The organism is Streptomyces sp. FH025 (genome assembly GCF_017427025.1).
GTDB lineage: Bacteria > Actinomycetota > Actinomycetes > Streptomycetales > Streptomycetaceae > Kitasatospora.
In genome coordinates this window covers 13,275-31,105 of record NZ_JAFLNG010000015.1, presented here as the reverse complement: position 1 = coordinate 31,105, position 17,831 = coordinate 13,275, and the positions used below count along the sequence as shown (strand labels likewise).

The 17,831-nt window shown below is 69.7% G+C and carries 19 protein-coding genes; 4 read left to right on the top strand and 15 right to left on the bottom strand.

Annotation, left to right across the window (positions count from 1 at the left end; genetic code table 11):
• On the top strand, window positions 1-1,157 hold a 1,157-nt coding region (locus J0670_RS02255), incomplete at its 5' end, for an acyltransferase (RefSeq protein WP_207809028.1).
• Window positions 1,158-1,232: 75 nt separating this feature from the next.
• Here the strand turns inward: J0670_RS02255 and J0670_RS02250 are convergent.
• From J0670_RS02250 to rfbB, 8 genes are all read right to left on the bottom strand, one after another.
• The gene (locus J0670_RS02250) at window positions 1,233-1,610 is read right to left on the bottom strand and encodes a DUF2304 domain-containing protein (RefSeq protein WP_207809026.1); all 378 of its coding nucleotides are present in this window, start codon (window positions 1,608-1,610) and stop codon (window positions 1,233-1,235) included.
• Window positions 1,607-2,296: a glycosyltransferase family 2 protein gene (locus J0670_RS02245; RefSeq protein WP_207809024.1), complete on the bottom strand. Its 690-nt coding sequence runs from the start codon at window positions 2,294-2,296 to the stop codon at window positions 1,607-1,609. Before J0670_RS02245 ends, J0670_RS02250 begins: the two co-directional genes overlap by 4 nt.
• A 48-nt stretch (window positions 2,297-2,344) precedes the next feature.
• Entirely contained in the window at window positions 2,345-3,238 is an 894-nt protein-coding gene (locus J0670_RS02240; protein ID WP_207809023.1) for a glycosyltransferase family 2 protein, read from the bottom strand.
• Window positions 3,239-3,247: 9 nt separating this feature from the next.
• Window positions 3,248-4,024 carry a glycosyltransferase family 2 protein gene (locus J0670_RS02235; RefSeq protein ID WP_207809021.1) on the bottom strand — a complete coding sequence of 259 codons (777 nt, stop codon included), beginning with the start codon at window positions 4,022-4,024 and terminating at the stop codon, window positions 3,248-3,250.
• A complete protein-coding gene (locus tag J0670_RS02230) occupies window positions 4,021-4,413 on the bottom strand; it encodes a DUF2304 domain-containing protein (protein ID WP_207809019.1) in 393 nt (130 codons plus the stop codon). Before J0670_RS02230 ends, J0670_RS02235 begins: the two co-directional genes overlap by 4 nt.
• Before the next feature lie 109 nt (window positions 4,414-4,522).
• Entirely contained in the window at window positions 4,523-5,842 is a 1,320-nt protein-coding gene (locus tag J0670_RS02225) for a lipopolysaccharide biosynthesis protein (RefSeq protein ID WP_207809018.1), read from the bottom strand.
• Window positions 5,839-6,750, bottom strand: a complete 912-nt coding sequence (gene rfbD, locus J0670_RS02220; protein ID WP_307806344.1) for a dTDP-4-dehydrorhamnose reductase — start codon at window positions 6,748-6,750, stop codon at window positions 5,839-5,841. The genes J0670_RS02225 and rfbD overlap by 4 nt, the downstream gene beginning before the upstream one ends.
• Entirely contained in the window at window positions 6,747-7,724 is a 978-nt protein-coding gene (gene rfbB, locus J0670_RS02215) for a dTDP-glucose 4,6-dehydratase (protein ID WP_207809016.1), read from the bottom strand. The genes rfbD and rfbB overlap by 4 nt, the downstream gene beginning before the upstream one ends.
• Window positions 7,725-7,807: 83 nt before the next feature.
• Between rfbB and rfbA the strand changes: the two genes are divergently transcribed.
• Both rfbA and rfbC read left to right on the top strand, forming a co-directional pair.
• Window positions 7,808-8,683: a glucose-1-phosphate thymidylyltransferase RfbA gene (gene rfbA / locus J0670_RS02210; RefSeq protein WP_207809014.1), complete on the top strand. Its 876-nt coding sequence runs from the start codon at window positions 7,808-7,810 to the stop codon at window positions 8,681-8,683.
• Entirely contained in the window at window positions 8,680-9,285 is a 606-nt protein-coding gene (gene rfbC / locus J0670_RS02205; RefSeq protein ID WP_207809012.1) for a dTDP-4-dehydrorhamnose 3,5-epimerase, read from the top strand. The genes rfbA and rfbC overlap by 4 nt, the downstream gene beginning before the upstream one ends.
• Window positions 9,286-9,346: 61 nt before the next feature.
• On the opposite strand, the gene J0670_RS02200 is transcribed toward rfbC, so the two are convergent.
• Window positions 9,347-9,784 carry a GtrA family protein gene (locus tag J0670_RS02200; protein WP_207809011.1) on the bottom strand — a complete coding sequence of 146 codons (438 nt, stop codon included), beginning with the start codon at window positions 9,782-9,784 and terminating at the stop codon, window positions 9,347-9,349.
• Between the two features lie 101 nt (window positions 9,785-9,885).
• On the opposite strand from J0670_RS02200, the gene J0670_RS02195 reads away from it, so the two are divergent.
• Window positions 9,886-11,457 carry a DUF2142 domain-containing protein gene (locus J0670_RS02195; RefSeq protein ID WP_207809009.1) on the top strand — a complete coding sequence of 524 codons (1,572 nt, stop codon included), beginning with the start codon at window positions 9,886-9,888 and terminating at the stop codon, window positions 11,455-11,457.
• Here the strand turns inward: J0670_RS02195 and J0670_RS02190 are convergent.
• From J0670_RS02190 to rpsL, 6 genes are all read right to left on the bottom strand, one after another.
• Window positions 11,444-11,911, bottom strand: a complete 468-nt coding sequence (locus tag J0670_RS02190; RefSeq protein ID WP_207809007.1) for a GtrA family protein — start codon at window positions 11,909-11,911, stop codon at window positions 11,444-11,446. The two genes, J0670_RS02195 and J0670_RS02190, sit on opposite strands and share 14 nt — an antisense overlap.
• Complete coding sequence (locus J0670_RS02185) at window positions 11,908-12,870, bottom strand: glycosyltransferase family 2 protein (protein ID WP_207809005.1); 963 nt, start codon at window positions 12,868-12,870, stop codon at window positions 11,908-11,910. Before J0670_RS02185 ends, J0670_RS02190 begins: the two co-directional genes overlap by 4 nt.
• Before the next feature lie 189 nt (window positions 12,871-13,059).
• Window positions 13,060-14,253: an elongation factor Tu gene (tuf, locus tag J0670_RS02180; RefSeq protein WP_207809004.1), complete on the bottom strand. Its 1,194-nt coding sequence runs from the start codon at window positions 14,251-14,253 to the stop codon at window positions 13,060-13,062.
• A gap of 219 nt (window positions 14,254-14,472) precedes the next feature.
• Entirely contained in the window at window positions 14,473-16,578 is a 2,106-nt protein-coding gene (gene fusA, locus J0670_RS02175; RefSeq protein ID WP_207809002.1) for an elongation factor G, read from the bottom strand.
• A gap of 39 nt (window positions 16,579-16,617) precedes the next feature.
• Entirely contained in the window at window positions 16,618-17,088 is a 471-nt protein-coding gene (gene rpsG / locus J0670_RS02170) for a 30S ribosomal protein S7 (RefSeq protein ID WP_030055803.1), read from the bottom strand.
• Window positions 17,089-17,090: 2 nt separating this feature from the next.
• Window positions 17,091-17,462, bottom strand: coding sequence for a 30S ribosomal protein S12 (gene rpsL, locus J0670_RS02165; RefSeq protein WP_014144289.1), 372 nt, complete (start codon window positions 17,460-17,462; stop codon window positions 17,091-17,093).
• Window positions 17,463-17,831 lie beyond the last annotated feature (369 nt).

Sequence of the window (17,831 nt, the reverse complement as noted above, 5' to 3'; positions counted from 1 at the left end):
CCCTCGGACGGAAGAACGGGTTCGGGCTGCTCCGGCTCGTCCTGGCGCTGGCCGTGATCTTCGCCCACGCGATGCCACTCGGGATGGGCAAGCCGGACCTGGGGCTGCTGGAGTCGCGGCACCAGACGAACGTCGGCGCGATCGCGGTGAGCGGCTTCTTCGTGCTCTCGGGGCTGCTGATCACGCGCAGCGGCATGCGGCTGACCCCGGCGCGGTTCCTGTGGAACCGGGCGATCCGCATCCTGCCCGGGCTGTGGGCCTGCCTGCTGCTGACGGCGTTCGTGATCGCCCCGGTGGTGGCGTACCACCAGGGCCGGCTGGCTGGCTTCTGGTCCCACCCGCAGGGCCCGTGGGAGTACCTCCGGGCCAACTGGTCCATCGGCGTCTACCAGTGGGGCATATCCGGACTGCTCGACCACGTCCCGCACCCCACCGCCTTCAACGGCTCGGTGTGGTCGCTCGCGTACGAGGTCCTCTGCTACCTGATGGTGGTCTCGCTGGCCGCGCTCGGCGTGCTGCGGCGGGCCCGCTGGGCCGTCACGCTGATGGTACTGGGGCTCTACGCCTACATGGTCCACCTCGCGACCGCCTTCCCCCACCTGCGCGCCCCCGAGTACGCGCCGAGCGGCCTGACCGGGTGGCAGCTGCCCTTCCTGGGCGAGATCAGCATGGACATGCTGATACCGCTGGTCCTCATGTTCGGCCTCGGCGCGCTCGCGGAGCTGTACAAGGACCGCCTGCCGATCAACGGCCTGCTGGCCCTGGCCTCCGTCCTCGTCTTCCTCGGCACCGCCCGGTACGGCGGCTTCACGCTGTTCGGGCTGCCCGCCTTCGCGTACCTGCTGATCTGGCTCGCGTGCCGGATGCCCGGGCCGCTCACCAAGGTCGGCACCAAGGTCGACCTGTCGTACGGGGTGTACATCTACGCGTTCCCGATCCAGCAGTGCCTCTCGCTGTGGGGCGTCAACAAGCACGGGTACTGGGCCTACACGGCGGCCTCGGTGGCGCTGTCGGTCGCGGCCGCGTTCTGCTCCTGGCACGTGGTCGAGAAGCCGGCGCTCAAGCTGAAGGACGTGGGCCTGCGCAAGCCGCCCCGCGAGCCCGAGCAGCCGTCGGCCGTGCAGTCGGCCCTGCCGCTCACCCAGGTCCCGGGCTGACCCTCCCCCGCAACGGAACCGGGCCCGGTACGCGATGCGCGTACCGGGCCCGGTCCGTAGGTGGGGCGGGAGCACTCAGAGCTTGCCGACGGAGTCCCCGTCGAAGCGCTCCTGGTTGAGCCGCGCGCCCTCGGAGATGGCGACGGTGCGGGCCATGTCGGTGAGCTTCTTCTCCAGCGAGCGGAAGCGCAGGTAGGTGTTGAGCGCCAGGAAGGCCAGCGCCAGGACCATCAGGTACAGCACCAGGTCGGTGCCGCGGCCGACGCCGAACCGGTTCGCCACCCAGGTGACGTCGTCGGGACGCAGCACCGCGTATATGTTCGCGAGCACGAACAGCACGAAGGCGATGCGCTTCCAGGCCCTGGTGTTGGTCCGGTCCCAGCGCCGGATGAAGATGAGCGCCGCGGTGCCGGCGCCCAGCACCAGTACCAGTTGGATCCAGAAGTACTTCATCGCCGGCCACGCTCCCGGAGCGAGATGTCGAAGAGGATGTTGACGCCGTTGATCAGGGACTGGCCCTTGGCGCGTGAGTAGTCGGTGTAGAGGATGTCCACGGGAACCTCCACGACGCGCAGCGAGGACTTCGCCAGCAGGCCGACGATCTCCGAGGCGTGGGCCATCCCGTTCATGGTGATGCGGAGCTGGGAGGCGGCCTCCCGGTTGATCACGCGCAGCCCGTTGTGCGAGTCGGTGAGCTTCAGCTTGCGGGCGGTCGGGCTGACCGCGGCCGCCGTGCGGAGCACCACGCGCTTGATCATCGGGACCTGCTCGGACTGCTCGATGAAGCGCGAGCCGAGGACCACGTCGGCCGTCCCCGCGCGCAGCACGGCGACCATCTTCTCGACGTCGGCCGTCTGGTGCTGGCCGTCGGCGTCGAAGGTCGCGAAGTACTGGGCGCCGGGCTGCGCCAGCGCGTAGGAGAGCCCGGTCTGGAGGGCGGCGCCCTGGCCCAGGTTGACCGGGTGCCGCACCAGGTGGGCCCCGGTGGTCATGATGTGCTCGGCCGAGCCGTCGGAGCTCCCGTCGTCGACCACGACGATGTTCGGGAACGTCTTGCGGGCGTTCTCCACCACATCGGCGATCACCTCGCCTTCGTTGTAGGCGGGGATCACCAGCCAGACATCGTCGTATTGGGACATGGTTGCTTCCTGGGCGCTGGGAGGGAGTTGCTGAACGGATCGCACGGCTCAGGCCCGGCGGCCGGCCACGTGGCTCAGCATCGCCCCGACGCCGCGCACGCCCGCCTTGCGGCCCGCCGCGGGGATCATGCTGAGCGCGTGCAGCCGGGAGGAGATGAAGCGCCGGGAGATGGTGGCGGCCCGGTGCCAGCCGTGGGCGTCCAGCCGGTCCGCGGTCTCCCGGAAGAAGCGGCGGGCCTCCTCGAAGCGCTTGCCCGTGAAGGCGGTGACCGAGGACTCACTGACCGCGTGCCGACGGTAGCTGAAGCAGACCTCGGGCGTGACGGCCAGCGGGACGTCCGCGAGCAGCAGGTCGACGATGATCGCGAGGTCCTGGATGACCCCGAGGTCCGCCCGGAAGGCGGTGGCCTGCATGTCCTTGGTCCGCCAGCAGACCGACGGGAAGTACAGCCAGTCGCCCCGCATCAGGCTCATCGCGAGCGGCTCGCCGGACATCAGCAGCGGCCCCGGGTCCTTCGGCGCGTACAGCTTGCGCTTGACGGTGTCGGCGAGGCTGCTGGCCGGGTTGCCGTCGGCGTCGATGACCAGCACGCCGGGCTGGACCATGCCGGCCCCCGGGAAGCGCTCCAGCGCCCCCCGGATCACCTTCAGGTAGTTCGGGTGCATCAGGTCGTCGCAGCCCATGAGCACGAGGTAGTCGTACTCGGCGAGCTGGACGCAGCGGTTGAAGTTGCCGCTGACCCCGAGGTTGGTCTCGTTGCGCAGGTAGCGCACCCGCGGGTCCGCGAGGGACTCGAACCAGCCGGGGACGTCCGGCTCCTTGCCGTCGTCGACGACCGTGAGGCGCCAGTCGTCGCCGTCCTGGGCCAGCACGCTGCGGACGGCGTCCTGCATCAGCCGGACGTCGCCGTAGTACGGCATCAGGATCTCGAAACGGGACATCGCGGGTACCTAAACCTTGCCGATGAGCTCGGGCCGACGGGCGGCGCGGGTGGCGGGCTCGATGGCCTTCACGTTCGCCGGCATGCGGCGGATGAGGGCGAGCAGCAGCACCAGGCCGGCCCGGGCCAGGTAGATCGTCGCCTTGATCGGGGAGGCGGAGGGCGTGCCGGTGGTGCGCTCGCGCATCGCGACCGGCACCTGGCGGATCACGAAGCCGCAGCGGGCGGCGCCGACCATGCTCTCGATGGTGTCGCCCAGGTACTCGACCGGGTACCAGTGCGAGAAGAACTCGATCATCGGCTTGTTGCAGGCCTTGAAGCCCGAGGTGGTGTCGGTCAGCCGGGTCCGGGCGACCCGCGACAGCACCACCGAGAGCAGCTTCATCGCCCAGGCGCGCGGGCCGCGCACCTTGTACGAGCCCTCGCCGGCGAAGCGGGCGCCGATGACCAGGTCGGCCTCGTCGCGGAGCTTCTCCAGCAGCGCGGGGACGTAGGCCGGGTCGTGCTGGCCGTCGGCGTCGCACTGGATCGCCACGTCGTAGCCGTGCAGGTGCGCGTAGCGGTAGCCGAACCGCATCGCGCCGCCGACGCCGAGGTTGTACGGCAGCTGGGCGACCTTGGAGCCGCAGGCGGCGGCGACGGCGGCCGTGCTGTCCGTCGACCCGTCGTCGACGACCAGGGTGTCCACGCCGGGCAGCTTCTGCTGGATCTCGCGGAGGATCTTCGGCAGGCCCTCCGCCTCGTTCCAGGCGGGAAGGATGATCAGTACCCGCTTGCCGTCGATCATGCCTTCACCTCGGGGTCGTTCGCGCCGTTGCCCGTGCGGGCGATCGGGAAGTCATGGTGCTCGGCGAGGTGCGCGCGCATCATGGCGACGTCCTCGGCCAGGGTGCGGGTCTCGGCCTCCAGCCGGCTGGTCTCCCAGCTGAGGTGCACGCAGACCATCAGGACCAGCACGAAACCGGCGAACAGCACCAGGCTGACGCCGGACGCCACGCCGAGCTTGCGTGCGGTCGAGTCCAGCAGCCGCGGGAAGAACCCCAGCGGGGCGATCACGATGCCGATGCCCAGCCAGAGCGCCGCGTACTTCTCCCGGAGCTGCTGGCGGCGCAGCAGCTCCAGAATCCACGCGAGCACCAGCACGCCGGTGATCGAGGTCAGCACACTCAGCTGCACGATGGATCTCGCCTTTCACGCGTTGGTGAGGCATAGGGGTGAGTGGGGCACATGTTAGGGATGCCGGAACCGCGGCACGTCTCCGGGGGGAGCCGTGGCGACACCGTGATCAGCTCGCGGAGACCGTGTCGACGGAGACGGCGGCCTGTGAAGTGTCCGTACCGGCGCCGCGCACGCTACCGTCGCCGCGCAGCGCCAGCAACATGACCATCAGCACCACGAGCGGACCGACGGTGTACGCGGCCTCCACCCGGCCCGCCGGAGCGCCCGGCAGGCAGGTCACCAGGAGCAGCGCCGCGGTGCCGAGCACCCATCCGAGCAGCTGGCGACGGTGGTGTCCGCGGGCGATGACCGCCTGGCCGACGACCGTGGCGAGCAGGTAGGCGAGCGTGCCCACCGAGAGCCAGAGGAAGTCCACCGGGCCGAGGGCGTGCCGGTCCGCGTTGAACGCGATGTGGATCACCCACGGCCCCAGGACCACGGCGGGCACTCCCCCGAGCACGCCGAGGGCCGCCACCATCCCACAGGTCTTGGTGAGGAGTTTACGGAACCCGGCCCGGTCGCCGGTCGCCACGGCCGTCGACAGCCCCGACATCAGCGAGGCCTGCAACGCGCCGAACACGAACAACGGCACCCGGCTGAGCACCATCGCGCCGGTGAACGCGCCGACCAGCACGGCCTGCGTGGGCGCCAGCACCTGGATGCTGAGCACGGCGGCGTTCGCGACGAACTGCGCCAGCAGGAAGGAGACGGTCAGCATGCCCAGGCCGCTGCACAGCTCCCGCCAGCCGATGGCCGGCCCCGGGAGCGCGATCCGCAGCGTCCGCGGCAGGCTCACCAGCATGGCGAGCACCGGGGAGACGGCCAGGATCAGGCTGTACGCGAGCGCCGAGTGCACGCCCGCCACCAGCAGGCCGACCGAGAGGAGGATCCGCAGGACGCCGTCCAGGCCGAGCTGGAGGCCGTACGCGCCGAAGTGGCCGAGGCCGGCCAGCACGCCGCGGGTCAGGTAGCAGGCGGCCGGCCCGACGAAGGCGGCGGCGAGCGCCACCACCAGGCTCCGGTCGCCGTGGAAGAACACGTTCGCGATCGGCCGGGAGAACGCCCCCAGCCCGACGAGCACCGCCAGCAGCAGCCCGCCGGTCAGCACGGCCGCCTTGCGCAGCACCGGGGCCGCGCCCTCCCCGCGGGCGGCCCGGGCGGCGATCACCCGGGTCAGCTCCTGCTCGACCGGGAAGAACAGTCCGAGCGCGAAGGACATCGCCATGGTCCACAGCACGGAGACCTCGGCGAGCGCCTCGCGGTCGAGCGCGTGCCCGGCCACCGCGAGGTGCACGTACGAGGCCCCGCCGAGGGTGACCGTGCCGACGCCGACCGCCAGCAGCCCCGGCGGCAGCGCGCGCGTCAACCGGCCGAGCACGCCGCTCACCGCTCCGCCGCGGTGCGCAGCTCGCGGAACGCCGGGCGCTCCAGGGCCTCGGCCAGCATGGCCCGCCACTCGGGCAGCGGCGCCAGCCCGGCGGCGGCCCAGCGGTCGTGGGCCAGCACGCTGAAGGCGGGGCGGACGGCCGGGCGGACGAAGGCCTCCGAGGTCGTCGGCCGGATCCGCTCCGGGTCGAGCCCGCTCAGCGCGTAGGTCTCGCGGGCCAGCCCGCACCAGGTGGTCCGGCCGCTCGCGGTGCCGTGGTAGACCCCGGCCGGGGCCCAGCCCCCGAGCGCGGCCCGGCCGAGCTCGACCAGGCGTTCGGCCAGCGCGTACGACCAGGTCGGCTGACCGTGCTGGTCGTCGACGACGTCCAGGGTGTCCCGCTGGGCGGCCAGCTTGAGCATGGTGGCCACGAAGTTCGGGCCGTGCTCGCCGTACAGCCAGGCGGTGCGCACGACGTAGCCGTGCTCGGGGAGGAGTTCGGCGACGGCCTGCTCCCCCACCAGCTTGCTGCGGCCGTACGCGTTGACCGGGGCGGTCGGGGCGTCCTCCGGGCAGGGCTCGGTGGCGTCGCCCGGCAGGACGTAGTCGGTGGAGACGTGCAGCAGCCGGGCGCCGCTCCCGGCGCAGGCCGCGGCCAGGTGGCGCACCCCGGTGCCGTTGACGGCGGTGGCGGCCTCCTCCTCGGTCTCCGCCGCGTCGACGTTCGTCCACGCGGCGCAGTTGACCACGATGTCGTGGCCGTCGACGGCGGCCCGCACGGCCGCGGCGTCGGTGATGTCGAGGTCGGCCCGGCGCAGCGCGGTCACCTCGGCGCACGGATCGGCGGCGAGCACCGCCAGCAGGTCCTGCCCGAGCATCCCGGCCGCGCCGGTGACCAGCCAGCGCACCCGGGGGGCGTTCGCGGTCACTTCTCCAGGGCCGCCTTCTGCTTCAGCGGCTCCCACCAGGCGCGGTTCTCGCGGTACCAGGCGATGGTCTGGGCGAGGCCGTCCGGGAAGGTCACCTGCGGCTCGTAGCCGAGCTCCTCGCGGATCTTGCTGATGTCCAGCGAGTAGCGCAGGTCGTGGCCCTTGCGGTCCTCGACGTACTCGACCATGCTCCAGTCGGCGCCGGCGGCCTCCAGCAGCAGGCCGGTCAGCTCCTTGTTGGTGACCTCGGTGCCGCCGCCGATGTTGTAGACCTCACCGGCGCGGCCGCCGCGCATGACCAGCTCGATGCCCCGGCAGTGGTCCGAGACGTGCAGCCAGTCGCGGATGTTGCCGCCGTTGCCGTACAGCGGCACCTTCCGGCCGTCGATCAGGTTGGTGGTGAACAGCGGGATGACCTTCTCCGGGAACTGGTAGTGCCCGTAGTTGTTGGAGCAGCGGGTCACCACGACGTCCATGCCGTGGGTGCGGTGGTACGCCAGCGCCAGCAGGTCGGAGCCGGCCTTGGAGGCCGAGTAGGGGGAGTTCGGGGCCAGCGGCCAGGTCTCCGTCCAGGAACCCTCGGTGATCGAGCCGTAGACCTCGTCGGTGGAGACGTGGACGAAGCGGCCCACACCGTGCTTGCGGGCGGCGTCCAGGAGGACCTGGGTGCCCAGCACGTTGGTCACGACGAAGGGGCCGGCGCCGGCGATCGAGCGGTCCACGTGCGACTCGGCGGCGAAGTGCACCACCACGTCGTGGCCCGGCATGACCTGGTCGACGGCGTCCGCGTCGCAGATGTCGCCCTGCACGAAGCTGTAGCCCGGGTGGCTCGCCACCGGGTCCAGGTTCTCCAGGACTCCCGAGTAGGTGAGCTTGTCGAAGACGGTTATCCGGGCGCTCTCATCGGCTCCGAGGAGCTGACGGACGAACTCCGAACCGATGAATCCGGCGCCGCCGGTCACGAGGATGCGCATAATGCGCGTAGTCTACCGTCGCCGATCGAGGGCCTCGTACGGCCCGGGGCGGGCGCTACCGGCGACTCACATAAGCTGCTCGCATGCGTGGAATCCTCCTGGCCGGCGGGACCGGCTCGCGCCTGTGGCCACTGACGCGGGCGGTCTCGAAGCAACTGCTCCCGGTCTTCGACAAGCCGATGATCTACTACCCGCTGTCCACCCTGGTGATGGCGGGGATCAGCGAGATCCTGATCATCACCACCCCCGCGGACCGCGACCAGTTCGAGCGCCTGCTGGGCGACGGCTCGCAGCTGGGCCTGAAGCTGGAGTACGCCGTCCAGGAGAAGCCCGAGGGCATCGCCCAGGCCTTCGTGCTCGGCGCGGACTTCATCGGCGACGAGTCCGTCGCCCTCATCCTCGGCGACAACATCTTCCACGGCAGCGGCCTCGGCACCCGGCTGGCCAAGGACACCGACGCCCCCGGCGGCCGGGTCTTCGCCTACCCGGTGGCCGACCCGACCGCGTACGGCGTGGTCGAGTTCGACGAACACGGCCACGCGATCTCCATCGAGGAGAAGCCCGCCCAGCCCAAGTCCCGCTACGCCGTCCCCGGCCTGTACTTCTACGACAACCAGGTCGTGGAGATCGCCCGCGGCCTGAAGCCCAGCGCGCGCGGCGAGCTGGAGATCACCGCGGTCAACGACGCCTACCTGCGCAAGGGTGAGCTGAACGTCACCATCCTGGACCGCGGCACCGCCTGGCTGGACACCGGCACCTTCGTCTCGATGGTCCAGGCCTCCGAGTTCGTCCGGGTCATCGAGGAGCGCCAGGGCTTCAAGATCGGCTGCATCGAGGAGGCCGTCTGGCGGGCCGGCCTGATCAGCGACGACCAGCTGCGCGAGCTCGCCGAACCGCTGCTGAAGAGCGGCTACGGACAGTACCTGCTGGCCCTGCTGGACGAGGAGAACGCCCGGTGAAGTTCCGCGAACTGAGCATCGACGGCCTGATCGAGATCACCCCGCAGCTGCACGGCGACCCCCGTGGGCTGTTCACCGAGTGGTACCGCTTCGACCGGCTGGCCGAGGTCGTCGGCCACCCGCTGCGGCTGGCCCAGGCCAACCTGTCGGTCTCCTCGCGCGGCGTGGTCCGCGGCATCCACTTCGCCGACGTGCCGCCCGGCCAGGCCAAGTACGTGACCTGCGTGCGCGGCGCCGTGCTCGACGTCATCGTCGACCTGCGGGTCGGCTCGCCGACCTTCGGCCGTTGGGAGGGCGTCCGGCTCGACGACGTGGACCGCCGCGCGGTCTACATCCCGGAGGGCATGGGCCACGGCTTCTGCGCGCTGACCGACGACGCCACGCTCTCGTACCTCTGCTCCGAGACGTACAACCCGACCGGCGAGCACTCCGTGCACCCGCTCGACCCGGACCTGGGCATCGAGTGGCCGGCCGAGGAGCCGCTGCTGTCGGCCCGGGACGCGGCCGCGCCGTCGCTGGCGGAGGCGATCTCCTCCGGCCTGCTGCCGACGTACGAGTCCTGCAAGGCGTTCACCGAGAGCCTGCGCACCGAGCAGGGCTGAACCCCTCGGAACGCGTGAAGGCCCGGCCGGTTCGCACCGGCCGGGCCTTCGCGCGTTCAGGTCACTTGTCCCGGAACACCCAGTACTTGTAACCGAAGTAGTTCACCACCGAGAGGATCACCAGGGCGATCGCGCGGGCGAGCAGGTAGAACAGGCCGAGCTTCACGAACCCGCCGACCAGCAGCACGGTGCCGAGCCAGTTGCCGCCGGCCATCACCATGTAGCGGGCGGTCTGCTTGCCGACCGGGGAGGAGCTCTCGAAGGCCCAGATCCGGTTCAGCAGGAAGTTCGTGGTGAAGCCGGCCAGCACCGCGACCAGGGTGGAGGGGGCCAGCGGCAGCTTGAGCACCCCGTGCAGGACGAAGAGCAGGCCCATGTCGACCGCGGTGCTGGTGACACCCGCGGCCAGGAACCGGACCGCGCTATGGCCCAGCAGTGCGGCGATTCGGCCCTTCGCGGAGGATTCGGACACGTCCGCGGGCGATTCCAGTTGAGTCACGGGGGAATCGTAAGTGCAACGCCCCGCGGTCACACAGCCGCCCGGGGTGGTCGAATTCGGCCACCCGTTATCTTGGTCGCGTGTCCTCATACTCCCCCGCCGTGACCACTCCCCCAGCGTCGGCCGCGAGCAGATCCGGCGACGGCTCCGACCGTTCCGGCCGGCTGCTGTTCCGGCGGACGTGGTGGACCGCGTTCATCGGATTCTTCCTCGTGTGCGCGGGCTGGGCCCTCGCCGCGCCCTACGACGCGAGCCCGGACGAGCGGGAGCACATCGTCCGCGCGGTCGGCGTGGCCCGGGGCGAGTTCGCACCCAAGCCCGAGGCCGCCGGCGGCGGCACCGGTGCCTTCCAGCACGTGCCGGCCTCGATCGTCCGGGACAACTGCTGGTGGTTCGACCCCACCAAGTCGGCGGCCTGCGCCAAGGAGCCCGGCGGTGACCAGCAGATCGAGCGGGTGGGGACCAGGGCGGGCCGGTACAACCCGCTCTACTACGCGCTGGTCGGCTGGCCGATGGCGCTGTGGCCCAACTGGCTTGGCCTGACCCTGGCGCGGCTGGTCAGCGCCGCCCTGGTGTCCGCGCTGCTGGCCTCGGCCGCACACGCCCTCGTCGCCTGGACCAGGCACCGGGTCGCGGCGGCCGGTGTGCTGGTCGCGGTCACCCCGATCACCGCCCACCTGGCGGGTTCGATCAACCCCAACGGCATCGAGATCGCGGCCGGCGTGGCCCTCATCGCGGCCCTCATCCCGACCATGCTGGACCCGGAGCAGCCGCTGCGCCGGGCGGCCATGGTCCAGATCGGGATCGCCGGAGCGGTGCTGATGACGGTCCGCTCGCTCGGGCCGCTCTGGGCCGCCGTGATCGTCGGGATCATGCTCATCCCGGCCAAGCGGGAGCGGCTGAAGCAGCTGCTGCGTTTCCGGCCGGCCTGGTGGGCGGCCGGCACCCTGTTCCTCACCGGCGCCGCGGGGGCGCTGTGGACCGTGGTGATGAAGGCCTCCGAGATGATGCCGGTGCAGGTGCCGCCCGGCATAACGGTGCCCAAGGCGATCCGGTACGAGGTGATCGTGCGCTGGCCCGAGTACTTCACCGAGCTCGTCGGCGTGCCGTCCTGGCTCGACACCCGCCTGCCCGGGACGGCGTACTACCTGTGGTTCCTGGCCATCGGCTGCCTGGTGCTGCCCGCCGTCGCGTTCGGCACCTGGAGCGATCGCTGGCGGGTGTTCGCGTTCTTCCTCGCCCCGTTCGGCGCGATCACGCTCTCGGACGCGATGGAGGCGCACAAGGTCGGTTTCGCCGCCCAGGGCCGGTACATGCTGCCGGTCGTCGTCGGGGTGCCGCTGCTCGCGGCCTTCGTCATCGGGCAGCGCGGCGGGCTCAGCCCGGCCCGGTCGGCCTCACTGGTGCGCACGGTCGCCCTGGTGGTGCTGCCGCTCCAGCTGGCCTTCCTGGCGTACACGATGATCCGCTGGCAGGCCGGGGTCGGGAACTCGGTGGACTACACCCCGCTCAACCCGCTCTCCGGCACCTGGCACCCGCCGACGGGCTCGGCGACCGCGCTGCTGACCGGCGTGGCCGGCTGCCTGGTGCTCGGGTACTGGGCCTGGACCAGCACCGGCCGCCGGGCCGAGGCCGCACGGGAACAGCGGCTCGCCGAGATCAGCGCTTCCTGAAGACCCACAGTTTGAGGAGGACGAACCGGGCCACGGTGGCGAGACCGTTCGCCACCACCAGCCCGGTCACCTCGACCACCCGGGACGCGTGCGGGACCGCCACGCCGAGCAGCGCCAGTGCGCCGCTGCTGAGGCCGAGCCCGATCAGGAACGCCACCGCGCCCTGGAGCTGGTGGCGCACCGCGCCGTCCGAGCCGGTGATGCCGAAGGTGAAGCGCCGGTTGGCCGCGGTGTTGGCCACCGCGCTCACGGCCAGCGCGACCAGGTTGGCCGCCTGCGACGAGGTGACGGCGCGCAGGGCGACGAACAGCCCCAGGTAGAAGAGGGTGCTCAGCACCCCGATGACGACGAAGGACGGCAGCTGCCGCCGGACCGATCGCGGTCCGGCGGCTTCTTCGTGGCGGGTGTCCCGGCCGTCGCGCTCGTCCCGGTCCGCGGAGAGGATCTCGTTCACTCGTCCGTACCGTACCGGTCCTGGTCCTCGGCCGAGTCGTAGCCGATGAAGTAGGCGGGCCGCGCCTGGACCGCCGAGTAGATCCGGCCGACGTACTCGCCGAGCAGCCCGACGCAGACCAGCTGGACGGCGCCGATGAACAGCATCCCTATGAACAGCGAGGACCAGCCGGGCACGGTGGAGCCGAGCGCGTACGAGACCGTCGTGTAGAGCGCCAGCAGGATGCAGACCAGGAAGCTGAACAGCCCGAGCCAGGTGGCCAGTCGCAGCGGCGACGCGGAGAAGTTGGTGACGCTGTCCAGGGCCAGCCGGACCATCTTGGAGAGCGGGTAGTGGGTGCTGCCCGCGACCCGCTCCTCGCGCACGTAGACCACCTCGCCGCTGGGGAAGCCCAGCCACGGCACCAGCAGCCGGTAGACCGGCTGGTGCTCGGGCATCGCCTTCAGCGCGTCCACTGCGGCCCGGCTGAGCAGCCGGTAGTCGCCGGCCTGGTTGGGCATCTGCTTGCCGACCAGCTTGCGCATCAGCCAGTAGTACGCCCCGGCGGTGCGGCGCTTGAAGAAGGTGTCGGTGCCGCGGTCGCCGCGGACGCCGTAGACGATGTCGAGGCTCTGCTCGCGGGCGAGCGCCAGCATCTCGGGGATCTTCTCCGGCGGGTCCTGGAGGTCGGCGTCGATGGAGACGACGTAGTCGCCGTGGGCGCGGTGGATGCCGGCGGTGAGGGCGGCCTGGTGGCCGGAGTTGCGGGAGAAGCGGACGATGCGGAACTCCGGCCAGTCCTGGCGGATCTTCTGCATCAGCACCGGCGTCACGTCGGTGCTGCCGTCGTCGACGCCGACCACCTCGTAGGTCACGTCGAGCCCGTCGAGGATCGGCCGCAGCCGCTCGACGGTCAGCGGGAGCGCCTCCTGCTCGTTGTAGATCGGCATCACGATCGACAACAGCGGTGCCGTTGACATGCGTTGGTCCCACTTTCCGCGCTGGCGGGGCTGGCTGGTGGCCCGACGATAACAGTCTGCGATGAGCGGCCGGTGAAAGGAGTCACGCTCCGGTGAAGGCCCCATGAAACGCCGCAGGGCCCCGCACACCACGGTGTGCGGGGCCCTGCGGACTCAGCCTGTACGAGGCAGGCAGGTCAGATCGTCAAATTACTTGAGGATCTTGGTGACCTGGCCGGCGCCGACGGTGCGGCCACCCTCACGGATGGCGAACTTCAGGCCCTCCTCCATGGCGATCGGCTGGATCAGCTGAACCGTCATGGCGGTGTTGTCGCCCGGCATGACCATCTCGGTGCCCTCGGGGAGGGTCACGACGCCGGTCACGTCCGTGGTACGGAAGTAGAACTGCGGGCGGTAGTTGTTGAAGAACGGGGTGTGGCGGCCACCCTCGTCCTTCGACAGGATGTAGGCCTGGGCCTCGAACTCGGTGTGCGGGGTGACCGAGCCCGGCTTGATGATGACCTGGCCGCGCTCGACGTCCTCGCGCTTGATGCCACGGAGCAGCAGACCGACGTTCTCACCGGCCTGGCCCTCGTCGAGCAGCTTGCGGAACATCTCGATGCCGGTGACCGTGGTGGTGGTCTTCTCGTTCTTGATGCCGATGATGTCAACGGTCTCGTTGACCTTCAGGATGCCGCGCTCGATGCGACCGGTGACGACGGTGCCACGACCGGTGATCGTGAAGACGTCCTCGATCGGCATCAGGAACGGCTGGTCCACGGCGCGGGCCGGGGTGGGGATGTTCTCGTCGACGGCCTTCATCAGGCCGAGGAGCTTCTGGCCCCACTCGGCGTCGCCCTCGAGGGCCTTCAGCGCGGAGACGCGGACGACCGGCAGGTCGTCGCCCGGGAACTCGTACTCGGAGAGCAGCTCACGGACCTCGAGCTCGACGAGCTCCAGGATCTCCTCGTCGTCCACCATGTCGGCCTTGTTCAGGGCGACGACGATGTACGGAACGCCGACCTGGCGGGCCAGGAGGACGTGCTCCTTGGTCTGCGGCATCGGGCCGTCGGTGGCGGCGACCACCAGGATGGCGCCGTCCATCTGGGCGGCACCGGTGATCATGTTCTTGATGTAGTCAGCGTGACCCGGGCAGTCGACGTGCGCGTAGTGACGGTCCTCGGTCTGGTACTCGACGTGCGCGATCGAGATGGTGATACCGCGCTGACGCTCCTCCGGGGCCTTGTCGATCTGGTCGAACGGCGTGAAGGGGTTCAGGTCCGGGTACGCGTCGTGCAGCACCTTGGTGATGGCCGCGGTCAGCGTGGTCTTGCCGTGGTCGATGTGACCGATGGTGCCGATGTTGACGTGGGGCTTCGTCCGCTCGAACTTCGCCTTCGCCACTGAGTCCTCCTGAGGACAGTTCCTGTACGCCGTGCTGACGTCAGTTGGTCTGAATCGGGCTTGGTCCGTGGTGCCGCAAGCACCTCGTACCGTCCCGCGGGTGGGGGCCGGAGGCCCCGGGGGAATCCGCCTGGATTCCCCCGGGTCGCCTCCTAATAGCCTAAGGGTTCGGAATCATCCCGAATTGTCGGGCTGATCCCGAGGCCGGCTGAGCCGGACTCACTCGCCCTTGGACTTGGCGATGATCTCCTCAGCCACGGCCTTGGGGACCTCGGCGTACGAGTCGAACTGCATCGAGTAGCTCGCGCGACCAGAGGTCTTGCTGCGCAGGTCACCGACGTAGCCGAACATCTCGGAGAGGGGCACCAGCGCCGTGACGACGCGGGCACCGTGACGCTCGTCCATGGACCGGATCTGGCCACGACGAGAGTTGATGTCGCCGATCACGTCGCCCATGTAGTCCTCGGGCGTGGTGACCTCGACGGCCATCATCGGCTCGAGGAGGACCGGCTTGGCCTTCCTCGCGCCTTCCTTGAAGGCCATCGAACCGGCGATCTTGAACGCGAGCTCGGAGGAGTCGACGTCGTGCGACTGGCCGTCCAGCAGCTTCACGCGGACACCCTGCAGCGGGTAGCCGGCGAGCACACCGAACTCCATGGCCTCCTGGCAACCGGCGTCGACCGACGGGATGTACTCGCGCGGGACGCGGCCACCGGTGACCAGGTTGACGAACTCGTAGCCCTCGGCCTGCTCGAGCGGCTCGATCGCGATCTGCACCTTGGCGAACTGACCGGAACCACCGGTCTGCTTCTTGTGGGTGTAGTCGATGCGCTCGACGGCCTGACGGATCGTCTCGCGGTACGCGACCTGCGGCTTGCCGACGTTGGCCTCGACCTTGAACTCACGCTTCATACGGTCGACCAGCACCTCGAGGTGCAGCTCGCCCATACCCGCGATGATGGTCTGGCCGGTCTCCTCGTCCGTGTTGACCTGGAAGGACGGGTCCTCCTCGGCGAGACGCTGGATGGCGACACCCAGCTTCTCCTGGTCACCCTTGGACTTGGGCTCGATGGCGACGCGGATGACCGGGGCCGGGAAGTCCATGGACTCCAGGATGACCGGGTTCTTCTCGTCGGCCAGCGTCTCACCGGTGGTGGTCTGCTTCAGGCCCATGACGGCGACGATGTCGCCGGCGCCCACCGACTCGATCTCCTCACGCTTGTTCGCGTGCATGCGGTAGATCTTGCCGATGCGCTCCTTCTTGCCCTTCACGGCGTTCAGCACGGAGGTGCCGGACTCCAGGCGACCGGAGTAGATCCGGACGAAGGTGAGCTTGCCCAGGTGCGGGTCGGACATGATCTTGAACGCCAGCGCGGCCAGCGGCTCGTCGTCCGAGGCCTTGCGGGAGATCTTGGTGTCCGGGTCGTTGGGCTTGGTGCCCTCGATGGACTCGATGTCCAGCGGCGACGGCAGGTACTTGACGACCGCGTCGAGCAGGGGCTGAACGCCCTTGTTCTTGAAGGCGGTACCACAGAAGATCGGGGTGAAGTCCGAGTTCAGGGTGCCCTTGCGGATCGCGTCCTGCAGCAGCTCGACCGGGATCTCCTCGCCCTCCAGGGCGAGCTCCATGATCTCGTCGCTGACGTTCGAGACGGTGTCGATCAGCGCCTCGCGGTACTCCTCGGCCTGGTCCACCAGGTCGGCCGGGATGTCGACGATGTCGTACATCTCGCCCTTGGCGGCCTCGGCCGACCAGACCAGCGCCTTCATGCGGACCAGGTCGACGACGCCCTGGAAGTCCGCCTCGGCACCGATCGGGAGCTGCATGACCAGCGGGGTGGCGCCGAGGCGCTCCACGATGGTGTCCACGCAGAAGAAGAAGTTCGCGCCCGTGCGGTCCAGCTTGTTGATGAAGCAGATGCGCGGGACGCCGTAGCGGTCAGCCTGCCGCCACACGGTCTCGGACTGGGGCTCGACACCGGCGACACCGTCGAACACCGTCACGGCACCGTCGAGGACGCGCAGCGAACGCTCCACCTCGACGGTGAAGTCGACGTGACCCGGGGTGTCGATGATGTTGATGGTGTTGTCGACGCCGTCGACCGTCCAGTGACAGGTCGTCGCGGCCGACGTGATCGTGATGCCGCGCTCCTGCTCCTGCTCCATCCAGTCCATGGTGGCAGCGCCATCGTGGACCTCACCGATCTTGTACGAGACACCGGTGTAGAACAGGATCCGCTCGGTGGTGGTGGTCTTGCCCGCGTCGATGTGCGCCATGATCCCGATGTTGCGGACCCTGGCGAGGTCAAGGGAGGTTGCAGCCATGGTGGCTCGTTCTCTCTCTGTCTAGTGACGGGGTACGGACTACCAGCGGTAGTGCGCGAAGGCCTTGTTGGACTCGGCCATCTTGTGGGTGTCCTCGCGACGCTTCACGGAAGCGCCCAGGCCGTTGCTGGCGTCGAGGATCTCGTTCATCAGGCGCTCGGTCATGGTCTTCTCGCGACGGGCGCGGGAGTAGCCGACCATCCAGCGCAGCGCCAGGGTGCTGGCGCGGCCCGGGCGGACCTCGACCGGAACCTGGTAGGTCGCGCCACCGACACGGCGGGACTTGACCTCGAGGGCCGGCTTGACGTTCTCCAGCGCACGCTTCAGCGTGACGACCGGGTCCGAGCCGGTCTTCTCACGGACGCCCTCGAGGGCGCCGTAGACGATCCGCTCGGCGGTGGAGCGCTTGCCGTGCAGCAGGATCTTGTTGACCAGCTGGGTGACGACCGGGGAGCCGTAGACCGGGTCGATGATGACCGGGCGCTTCGGGGCGGGGCCCTTACGAGGCATTCTTACTTCTCCTTCTTGGCGCCGTAGCGGCTGCGGGCCTGCTTGCGGTTCTTGACACCCTGGGTGTCGAGCGAACCGCGGATGATCTTGTAGCGGACACCAGGAAGGTCCTTCACACGACCACCGCGCACCAGCACGATGGAGTGCTCCTGCAGGTTGTGGCCCTCGCCCGGGATGTAAGCGGTGACCTCGATCCCGCTGGTGAGGCGCACACGGGCGACCTTGCGGAGAGCCGAGTTCGGCTTCTTCGGGGTGGTCGTGTACACACGCGTGCAGACCCCACGACGCTGCGGGGAGCCCTTCAGCGCGGGAGTCTTGTTCTTCTCGACCTTGTCCTGCCGGCCCTTTCGGACCAGCTGCTGGATCGTAGGCACCGTTTCTCCGTTTTCTGTGTGCCAAGGCTTGGTGGAACTAACCTGCGATGTCTCCCTCGCACACGACCCCGTGGTCGACCCACGCGGTCGGGTGTGTTGGGCTTTTTCCGGCACGGAATCCCGTGGGCTGATGTACAGCGACGGCGCTCTACGCGCGGCGCGCTGGGAGGCGCTCCGGCTCGGCGCGGCGACCGGTGTGCATGCACGCACAAGGACCCGGGGACACCCCAGGCACAAGGTCAGAGCGTACCTAGCGCATGGGGCTCGGTCAAAACAAATGCAACGCCGCAGGTCGCGGCCTTCGGCCGGGTGTCGCCCGGATGTCCCGTACGCGACCGGCCGGTGTCGGGCCGCCCTTCACCCGCTCTA